The sequence below is a fragment of the Streptomyces durocortorensis genome, from assembly GCF_016901035.1.
Lineage (GTDB): Bacteria > Actinomycetota > Actinomycetes > Streptomycetales > Streptomycetaceae > Streptomyces > Streptomyces durocortorensis.
Genome location: NZ_JAFEUF010000260.1, coordinates 1 through 8801, shown reverse-complemented (window position 1 = coordinate 8801; position 8801 = coordinate 1). Strand labels below are relative to the sequence as shown.

Annotated in this window: 8 protein-coding genes; 3 read left to right on the top strand and 5 right to left on the bottom strand. The window is 72.5% G+C overall.

From position 1 onward, the window contains the following. Nucleotides 1–205: 205 nt before the first annotated feature. The 5 genes from JS521_RS30495 to JS521_RS30475 form a co-directional block, all read right to left on the bottom strand. Nucleotides 206–1246 carry an NAD(P)-dependent alcohol dehydrogenase gene (locus JS521_RS30495; RefSeq protein WP_205086167.1) on the bottom strand — a complete coding sequence of 347 codons (1041 nt, stop codon included), beginning with the start codon at nt 1244–1246 and terminating at the stop codon, nt 206–208. Nucleotides 1247–1353: 107 nt separating this feature from the next. Next, nucleotides 1354–2157: an SDR family NAD(P)-dependent oxidoreductase gene (locus JS521_RS30490; RefSeq protein WP_205086166.1), complete on the bottom strand. Its 804-nt coding sequence runs from the start codon at nt 2155–2157 to the stop codon at nt 1354–1356. Continuing rightward, the gene (locus JS521_RS30485; RefSeq protein WP_205086165.1) at nt 2154–2858 is read right to left on the bottom strand and encodes a TetR family transcriptional regulator; all 705 of its coding nucleotides are present in this window, start codon (nt 2856–2858) and stop codon (nt 2154–2156) included. The genes JS521_RS30490 and JS521_RS30485 overlap by 4 nt, the downstream gene beginning before the upstream one ends. Before the next feature lie 110 nt (nt 2859–2968). Continuing rightward, the gene (locus tag JS521_RS30480; RefSeq protein WP_239488058.1) at nt 2969–4237 is read right to left on the bottom strand and encodes a PP2C family protein-serine/threonine phosphatase; all 1269 of its coding nucleotides are present in this window, start codon (nt 4235–4237) and stop codon (nt 2969–2971) included. Nucleotides 4238–4515: 278 nt separating this feature from the next. Then, the gene (locus tag JS521_RS30475; RefSeq protein WP_205086164.1) at nt 4516–5277 is read right to left on the bottom strand and encodes a GNAT family N-acetyltransferase; all 762 of its coding nucleotides are present in this window, start codon (nt 5275–5277) and stop codon (nt 4516–4518) included. Between the two features lie 493 nt (nt 5278–5770). Between JS521_RS30475 and JS521_RS30470 the strand changes: the two genes are divergently transcribed. From JS521_RS30470 to JS521_RS30460, 3 genes are all read left to right on the top strand, one after another. After that, nucleotides 5771–6652 carry an RNA polymerase sigma factor SigF gene (locus JS521_RS30470; RefSeq protein ID WP_205086163.1) on the top strand — a complete coding sequence of 294 codons (882 nt, stop codon included), beginning with the start codon at nt 5771–5773 and terminating at the stop codon, nt 6650–6652. A gap of 155 nt (nt 6653–6807) precedes the next feature. Continuing rightward, nucleotides 6808–7746: a TetR/AcrR family transcriptional regulator gene (locus JS521_RS30465; RefSeq protein ID WP_205086162.1), complete on the top strand. Its 939-nt coding sequence runs from the start codon at nt 6808–6810 to the stop codon at nt 7744–7746. Between the two features lie 115 nt (nt 7747–7861). Next, a complete protein-coding gene (locus JS521_RS30460) occupies nt 7862–8755 on the top strand; it encodes a beta-keto acid cleavage family enzyme (protein WP_205086161.1) in 894 nt (297 codons plus the stop codon). Nucleotides 8756–8801: the final 46 nt, after the last annotated feature.

Genomic DNA, 8801 nt, shown 5'->3' with positions numbered 1-8801 from the left:
TTACGCTATTTATTTACTTCCTTATCTAACCTTTGTGGCCATTTTTAAGGGCGCCGGGTCTCCGGGGGGGGGTATTTCTGCGGGTTCCCCCCCCCCCCCCCCCCCCCCCCCCCCTGGGGTCACGGTGGGGGCGGGCCGCGCGTGCCGGGACGGGGACGGGGGCCGCGCGCCGGGGGTTGAGCCGTGCGCGGACCGCACACTGGTCTCAGCCGTTCGGGAGGATGACCGCCCGGCCGTTGATCCTGCCCTCGTGGAGGCGCTCGTACGCGAGCGGGGCCTCGTCGAGGGAGTACGTCTCCACGTGCACGTCCACCGCTCCGGCGTGGGCCAGGTCGAGGACCTCGGCGAGTTCCTTGCGCGAGCCCCAGTAGGGGGCGCAGACATTGGCCCCGTACGGGAGCGTCCCGAAACCGACCGGGAGCGCGCCGCCGCCGATGCCCACGATGGTGACGTCGCCGTCCACGCGGGCGACGGCTCCGGCGGTCCGCACGGTGGGCGGCGCTCCGACGAAGTCGAGGACCACATGGGCGCCGAGGCCGCCGGTCAGTTCCCTGACGCGGGCTGCCGCCTTCTCGTCGGAGAGGACCGCTTCGTGCGCCCCGACGGTCCTGGCCAGGGCGAGCTTGTCCTCGGTGACGTCGAGGGCGATCACCCGGGCGGCCGTCATGGCGCGGAGCAGCTGGATCGCGACATGGCCGAGGCCGCCGGTGCCGATGACGACGGCCGTGGAACCGGGCACGAGCTTCGCCAGGGAGCGCACGATGGCGTGGTACGGGGTGAGTCCGGCGTCGGTCAGGGGCACCGTCTTCACCGGGTCGAGGTCGCCGATCGGGACCAGGTGGCGGGGATCGTCGACGATCATGTACTCGGCCATCGCGCCGGGTGCGCCGAGTCCGGGCGGCATGATGCCGAGTTCCTTGGCGCGCAGGCAGTAGTTCTCCTTGCCCTCGGCGCAGTTCACGCAGGTACCGCAGCCCCAGGGGCCGTACACCGCGACGGAGTCGCCCACCGCGAAGCCGTCGACGCCGTCACCGAGGGCGGCGACCGTGCCGACGCCCTCGTGGCCCAGGGTGAGGGGCAGGGGGAAGGGGATCTGGTCGGCGGGCCAGCTCATCACGGCGATGTCGGAGTGGCAGACCCCGGCGGCGGCGACCTTCAGCAGGACCTGGCCGGGGCCGGGCTCGGGATCCGGGACCGTGACCACCTCGGGGGCGGCGCCGGCTGAGCGGTACTGAACGGCTTTCATGGATCTCCTCGCTTCTTCCTTGCTTCTTGCCCGGTCTCGCCGGCCCCCGTGTTCTCCTTGTTCTCTTTGTCGCCCTCGTGTCCCCCGCCCGCCACTCGGGGCATCCGTCACGGGGCGGAGTAGCCGCCGTCCACCAGGTGGTAGCTGCCGTGGATGAAGGAGGCCCTGTCGGAGAGCAGGAAGGCGGCGAGTTCGGCCACCTCCTCCGCGGTGCCGAGGCGTCCGGCCGGGTGCAGGGAGATCAGGTGCTCGCGGGCCTGCGGGTCGGCGTTCCGCAGGAGCGGGGTGTCGATGAAGCCGGGGCCGACCGCGTTGATCCGGACGTTCTGGGCGGCGTATTCGAGGGCCGCGGTCTTGGTGAGGCCGACGACGCCGTGCTTGGCCGCGACGTAGGCGGGCGAGCCCGCGAAGCCGTTGGTGCCGAGGATGGACGACATGTTGACGATCGCGCCGCCGCCCGCCGCGACGATGGCGGGCAGTTCGTAGCGCATCGAGTGGAAGACGCCGCTGAGGTTGGTGGCGACGACGCGGTTCCAGTCCTCGACCGGGTACTCACCGGTGGGGCTGCTGGGGCCCGCGATACCGGCGTTGTTGACGGCCAGGTGGAGGGCGCCGAAGGTGTCCACCGCGAACCGCACGCCCGCTTCCACGGAGGCCGGGTCGGTGACGTCCATCGCGACAGCGGCGGCCCTGGCGCCGGTGCGCTCCAGCTCGGCTGCGGCCTTGCGCGCGTTCTCCTCGTCGTAGTCGGCGACGACCACGGCCGCGCCGCCGGCGGCGAGCCGCCGTGCCAGGGCGAGGCCGATGCCGGAGGCTCCGCCGGTGACGAGGGCCGTGCGCCCCGCGAACTCGGTCCGGTCCGCGGGGGCGGGCGTGGGGGTGGTGCTGGTGCTGTGCTCGGTGCTGCTCATGAGGTTGCCTCTGTTTCTGCTGCTTCTTCTGTGGTGCCGATGGTGCGAGTGGCGCTGCGGTGCCGTTCCGGACCGGGGCGCGGTTCGCCGAGCAGGTCGGCGGCCAGCGCGTCGAAGGCCTCGGTGACCAGTTCGGGCAGGGCGTCCGGCCGGCCCCCGCGGACCCAGGCGGCCTGCGCGGCGAGCAGTGCGCCCGCTCCGGCGGCGACGGTCACGGCGGGTCGGATGTCCTGCCGGGGATCGACGCCGAGCCGGTCCGCGACGACGGCGACCGAGTCCTCCTGCGCGTCCACCCTGATGTGGTGGAAGACGGCGTAGAGGGTCGGCTCCTCCTCGGCGACGACCAGCAGGTCGAAGATCCGGGGGCGACGGTGCCAGGGCTCCGCCCCGGGGTCGGCGAGCCAGTCGAGGACGGCCCGCCGGTAGGCCAGGAGCGGGGGTTCCGGGGCCGGACGGGCGCGCAGGGCCGCGTTGATGCGGTCGCCGTCGCCCCGCAGGGAGTCGAGGGCGGCGGCCTCCTTGCTCGCGAAGTACCGGCTGAACGTACGGCGGTCGACGTCCGCGGCCTCCGCGATCTCCTCGACCGTCACGTTGCGCAGCCCCCGGTCGAGCACGAGCTCGAACGCGGCCTGCGCCAGGGTGTCGCGGGTGCGGCGCGCCTTACGGCTGCGCCGTTCCGGGATCTTCCGTTCCGGAGTCATACATGCACCGTACACCTGAAAATGTCCCCACGCGACATTCGTCTCGTGGGGACATCTTTCGTGGAGACAGCGGGGACATCAGGGGCGGCCGCTGCGGGCGCGGCCCGCTCTCAGGCTGCGGTTGCGGCGGCCTGCCGGTCGTTCCCCCCGGCGGCGACGCCGATGACGCTGCCGCCGCGGACCGCGTCGGCGCGGTTCACGTCTCCGGCGACCGCGTCGGCGGGTACGGCAGCGGGCGCGCGGAGCAGGGCCAGCGCGGCGACGTCGTCACGCCGGACGCCTCCGGAGAAGTCCTCAAGGTCCGCGTGGAGCGCGTCGAGCAGTTCGCGCGGCCCGTGCCCGGCCCAGGCAGCCACCCGGTCGTCCAGCGGGTAGAAGGCCCCGGCGGTGTCGCGGGCCTCGGTCACCCCGTCGGTGACGACGAGGAGTGTGGCCTCCGGCGGGAGGTCGAAGGACTCGGCCGTACGGGCCTCCTGGCTGAGCCCGGCCAGGCCGAGGGGGACCGACGTCCGGTGGAGCGTGACGGCCGAGGCCCGGCCGTCGTGCAGCAGCCGGGGCGGCAGATGACCGCAGTTCACGGCCTCCACCCGGCCGCCCCCGTCGAAGCCGAGCACCAGCGCGGTCACGAAGCGTTCGGCCTCGCCGGTCTGGGCGGAGAACTCGTTGTGCCGGACGACGGCGTCCTCCAGCGCCTGGGCCACCCCGGTCAGCGTGCGTTCGCGGATGGCCGCCTCGCGGAACGCGGCGATGGCCGCGAACCCGGCGCCGATGGCCGCGAGCCCCTTGCCCTGGACGTCCCCGATGATCACCCGGGTTCCGTAGGGCGACTCGACGACCTCGTAGATGTCGCCGCCGACGAAGCGGTCCTCCTCGATCGGCTCGTAGAGCCCGTACGCGAAGACGTGGTCGGTGACGACGGGCAGCGGCCGCAGGATCTGGCGCTGGAGGGTGACGGCGGCGGACCGCAGCCGCGCCATCTCGGTGGCGTGCCGGATGCGGGCCGCGCAGGCGGCGACCCCGAGGGCACAGGCCAGTACGGCGAAGCCGATGCCGAAGACGAAGTCCCAGAAGGTGCCGTCCGCGCCGGCCCGGAAGCCGACGACGACCGCGGTGATCCACACCGCGACCCAGATGGTCTGGCGGAGGCTGCAGTAGACGGAGGCGAGTGCCGGGACGACGACGAGCAACGGCACGACCCGCAGGTCGTTGCCCGTCGTGGCGTCGAGGAGGACGACCAGCACGGTCAGCAGCGCGAGTCCGCCGACCAGCGCCCAGTTGCCGATCCGGCCCTGGGACACCGCCGCGATGCCCGCGTCCGCGGCCGGGGCGGCACCGTTGCGGCCCCCCACCCCCCTCTGCTTCTGCGGCTTCTGTGCCATGTCCAGCAACCTCATGGGCACGGCCTGTCCTCCCGCTGGTCTCTCGGCGCCGCCCGCAGTTTCGGCCGGTCCCTTCCAGTTGACCGGGAGGCGGGCGTCCGCGCAGGAGGGCTTAGGGCCCTGAGGGGGTGCCGAAGGTCCCGCCCGGGACTTTCGGCCCGGGCCCTCCGGCCTGCACCGACGGTGCCTGAGGTCCCTTCCTGCGGAAATGCGGGGCTACGCCTACCGGTGGCGCAACGCCGGGACCGGGCCGGTGCGGAACCGCTCCCGCGGCCCGGTCAGCGCAGCGAGGGCCTGCGGCTCCCGTCGGCCGACGGGAGCGTGGCGGGGACGAGGGCGGAGAGGAATTCCGTACGCCGGCGAAGCCGGAAGCCCAGGGACTCGTAGAGCCGTACGGCCCCGGTGTTGGAGGCGGACGCATGCAGGAACGGCGCCTCGCCGCGCTCTCGGATCCCGTGGGCGACCGCCAGGACCAGTCGGCTCGCCAGCCCCTGCCCCCGTACGGACTCGTCCGTGCAGACGCCGCTGATCTCGGTCCAGCCGGGCGGGTGCAGCCGCTCCCCCGCCATCGCCACCAGGGCGCCGCCCCGGCGGATACCCAGATACATGCCCAGCTCGACCGTGCGCGGCAGGAAGGGGCCGGGGCGGGTGCGCGCCACCAGGTCCAGCATCTCCGGCACGTCCCGGGGGCCGAGCGGAACCGCCTCCGGGTCGGGCACGGCGTCCACCGACGCGTCGACCAGCTGGACGCCCTCGGCCCGGAAGACGATCTCCCAGTCCTGCGGCGGCGGCTCCCGCAACGCGGCCAGGGCCACGGAACCGCCCGGCCCGGCGAGCGCCGCGAGATCCGCCCAGTCCTGGGCGTCCGGGGCGTCGGGGAGCGCGATCCAGGGGGTGACGTCGGCGGGGTAGCGCAGAACCCGTCCGCGGCTCTCGGCGAAGTGGGCGTGCGGACCGGTCAGCGAGGACCGGGCGGGGTTGTCCAGCGGGTGGAGCCGGGAAGAGGCATCGGCCCGGGGCCGGGTGTCGTTCTGGGTCATGGTCTCCTCGGTCTCGTTCCGTCCATCGCGCGGTTTCCTCGGCGGGGGGGGGTCCGCGTCCGGTAGCGGCGCACCCGCCGGAGAGAGAAGGCCGGTGGACACGGCGCGTATTCCGGGAGGCGGATCTGTTCATGACACCGCAATCATCGGGAGCCGTCGCGGCCCGCACGCCCATACGTCCGACGTCCGCATGGACGAGCAGCGAAATCGACTCATCCGTAGGCCAATACGCGCCGGTCCGGTCCCAACGCCCGCTCGCCTGTGGCACTCTGGTGGCGACCGCCCCACCGGGCTCCCCCGTACCGGTGGGGCGGTTCTGTGCACCTCCAGGGCTCACGCCCCTCACATGACGGTGGCTCAGAGCCGAACCCCGGCTGCTTCCGGCCAGCTCACGCCGGGTGGCCAGATCAACTCCCTCCCCCACGCATGAGAGCCGTACCCCTGGGAAGGCGAACAGGTCTGAGGGCCTACGAACCAGGGAGCGTGAAGCGACATGACCGTGCAGACCGCGCAGACCGCGCAGACAGCCGGTACGGAGCGGACGGGCACCGCCGATGAGCTCCCGTGGATCGAGGACGCCGGGAAGATCGCCCCGATGGACGCGCGTCGGCTTTCCCGTCTCTTCTTCGACCGTCTCCAGGTCCTTGAGGAGGGCACGCACGAGTACCAGTACGCGCGCAACACCCTCATCGAGATGAACCTGTCCCTCGTCCGCTTCGCCGCCAACCGCTTCCGCAACCGGGGCAGCGGCGACATGGAGGACATCGTCCAGGTCGGCACCATCGGGCTGATCAAGGCCATCGACCGCTTCGACCTCTCCCGGGAGGTCGAGTTCACGTCGTTCGCGGTGCCGTACATCGTCGGGGAGATCAAGCGGTTCTTCCGTGACACCAGCTGGGCGGTGCACGTACCGCGGCGTCTCCAGGAACTGCGGGTCGACCTCGCCAAGGCGAAGGAGGCGCTGGCAGGCGTCCTCGACCGGGATCCCACGGCGAAGGAGCTGGCGGAGTACCTGGGGATCGAGGAGTCCGAGGTCACGGAAGGGATCGTCGCCTCCAACGGCTATACGGCCGGCTCCCTGGACATGCCGACCGACACCGCGGAGGCCGGGCCCGGCCAGACCGCCGGACGGACCTTCGCCGATGTGCTGGGCGATCCGGACCCCGCCATGGAGACCGTCGAGAATCTGCATGCCCTCGCGCCCCTGCTGGACGAACTGGACGAGCGGGAACGCCGGATCATCGACATGCGCTTCTGCCAGGAGATGACCCAGGCACAGATCGGTGCGGAGCTCGGCATCTCGCAGATGCACGTCTCCCGGCTGCTGAGCCGGATGCTGGGCAAGCTGCGGAGCGGGATGCTCGTCCAGGAGTGACCACCGCGGCTTCGCCCGTAGGGCGGCGGACAGCGCGCGGGAAGGGTGTTGCGGTTCTGACTGATGCGTCAGTCAGAACCGCAACGCCTTTTTTGATGCAGTTCCAGGCCTGCTTGTGTTGAGGTTTTCTCAACACATGGCTACGGTGGCTGACCATGCAGCAGGACGAGGTGGCCGCACGGGTCCGACAGGTGATCGACGCGGCGGGGGTGAGCGCGCGCGAGTTCGCGCGGCGGATCGTCATCGATCCGTCGAAGCTGTCCCGGTCCCTGAACGGCACCCGACGCTTCACCGCCGCCGAACTGGCCCGGATCGCGGACATCGGCGGCGTGGACGTCGGCCGGCTGATCGGTACGACCGCCGGACCGGTGGGCGACGCGGCCGACGGCAGTCCGGCGGGCGGCGCGGTACCGACGCCGCCGGCCGTACGCTCCCCGTCGCAGCCTCGCCCGTCCTCGCCCTCGCCGGAGGGCGGCAGGCCCTTGCAGATCGTGCGCGAGACCGTCCGGCTCATCGCCGAGCGCGGGTTCCATGCCGTCCGGGTCGCGGACATCGCCGCGGCCTGCCACACCAGTACGGCGGCGATCCACTACCACTTTCCCGGCCGTGACGAACTGCTGGAAGCCGCGGTCCGCTGGTGCATGGACGAGGACACGCGTCGCCGTGCCGACGCCACGGCCGGCACCCGTCACGCCGGGGACGAACTGCGCCGGCTGATCGAGCTCCAGACGCCCCGCACCGAACAGCAACGGCGGCAGTGGTGCGTCTGGCTCGACCTGTGGGCCGAGGCCGCCCGGTCCACCACGGTCGGGCGGCTCCACGTGGACTACTACCGCCAGTGGCGGGGCACGGTCGCCGATGTGATCCGGCGCGGCGTCGAGCAGGGCGTGTTCCGTCCGGTCGACGCGGACGGCGCGGCCCTCGCCCTCACCGCGCTGATCGACGGGCTGGCCTCCCAGGTCCTGGCCACCGAGCCCGGGCCCCCGGGCAGCGGCGCACCCGGCACCGGCGTACCTGGCACGAGCGCCCAGGCCATGCATGACGCGCTGATCGCCCACGTGGACGCCTGCCTGACCGCACCCGCGGCCGGCTGACGCCCGCGCCGACCCCGTACACCCACCTGCCCGAACCCCGGGCTGCCCATTTCCCCGACCCCCGACCAGCCCAGCTCCCCCAAATCCCCAAATCCCCGAGAGGAGACGTTCCCGCATGCCCGTGAACCAGGACGTCATCATCACCTGCGCCCTCACCGGAGCCGGCGACACCGTCGGCCGCAGCCCCCATGTCCCGGTGACCCCCGAGCAGATCGCCGCCTCCGCCGTCGAGGCCGCCGGGGCCGGCGCGGCCGTGGTCCACATCCACGTCCGCGAGCCGGAGACCGGCGCGCCCTCCCGCGACCCCCGGCTCTACCGGGAGGTCGTCGAGCGGATCCGGGAGACCGGCACCGACGTCGTCATCAACCTGACCGCCGGCATGGGCGGGGACCTGGTCATCGACCCGGAGGCCCCGCTCCGTCAGCTCCCGGGCACCGACCTGGTCAGCGGGCTGGACCGGCTGCCGCACGTGGAGGACCTGCTCCCGGACATCTGCACCCTCGACTGCGGTTCGCTCAACTTCGGCGACGGCAGCAACCTCTACGTCTCGACCCCCGACATGCTGCGCACCGGCGCGAAGCGCATCCAGGAACTCGGGGTCCGGCCCGAGCTGGAGATCTTCGACACCGGGCAGCTGTGGTTCGCCAAGCAGCTCCTCGCCGAGGGGCTGCTCGACGATCCCACGGTCTTCCAGCTCTGCATGGGCATTCCGTGGGGCGCGCCCGCCGACCCGGGCGTCCTCCAGTCGATGGTCAACATGCTTCCGCAGGGCGCGCAGTGGGCGAGCTTCGCACTGGGCCGGATGCAGATGCCCTGGGTCGCCCAGTCGATCCTGCTCGGCGGACACGTCCGGGTCGGCCTGGAGGACAACCTCTATCTGGGCAAGGGCGTCAAGGCCACCAACGGGCAGTTGGTGGAGCGCGCCGTGCAGATCACCGAATCCCTGGGTTCCCGGGTCGCCACGCCCGACGAGGCACGCCGGAAGCTCGGCCTGCGCCCGCGCGCCTGACCGCCCCGCCTCCCCCCCTTCCTGCGAGCGGCGCCCCGGCACCGCG

Coding starts and splice junctions, on each gene's coding strand:
- JS521_RS30480 (WP_239488058.1), bottom strand. CDS start 4,237: ATGGCACAGAAGCCGCAGAAGCAGAGGGGGGTGGGGGGCCGCAACGGT.
- JS521_RS30495 (WP_205086167.1), bottom strand. CDS start 1,246: ATGAAAGCCGTTCAGTACCGCTCAGCCGGCGCCGCCCCCGAGGTGGTC.
- JS521_RS30460 (WP_205086161.1), top strand. CDS start 7,862: ATGCCCGTGAACCAGGACGTCATCATCACCTGCGCCCTCACCGGAGCC.
- JS521_RS30475 (WP_205086164.1), bottom strand. CDS start 5,277: ATGACCCAGAACGACACCCGGCCCCGGGCCGATGCCTCTTCCCGGCTC.
- JS521_RS30465 (WP_205086162.1), top strand. CDS start 6,808: ATGCAGCAGGACGAGGTGGCCGCACGGGTCCGACAGGTGATCGACGCG.
- JS521_RS30490 (WP_205086166.1), bottom strand. CDS start 2,157: ATGAGCAGCACCGAGCACAGCACCAGCACCACCCCCACGCCCGCCCCC.
- JS521_RS30470 (WP_205086163.1), top strand. CDS start 5,771: ATGACCGTGCAGACCGCGCAGACCGCGCAGACAGCCGGTACGGAGCGG.
- JS521_RS30485 (WP_205086165.1), bottom strand. CDS start 2,858: ATGACTCCGGAACGGAAGATCCCGGAACGGCGCAGCCGTAAGGCGCGC.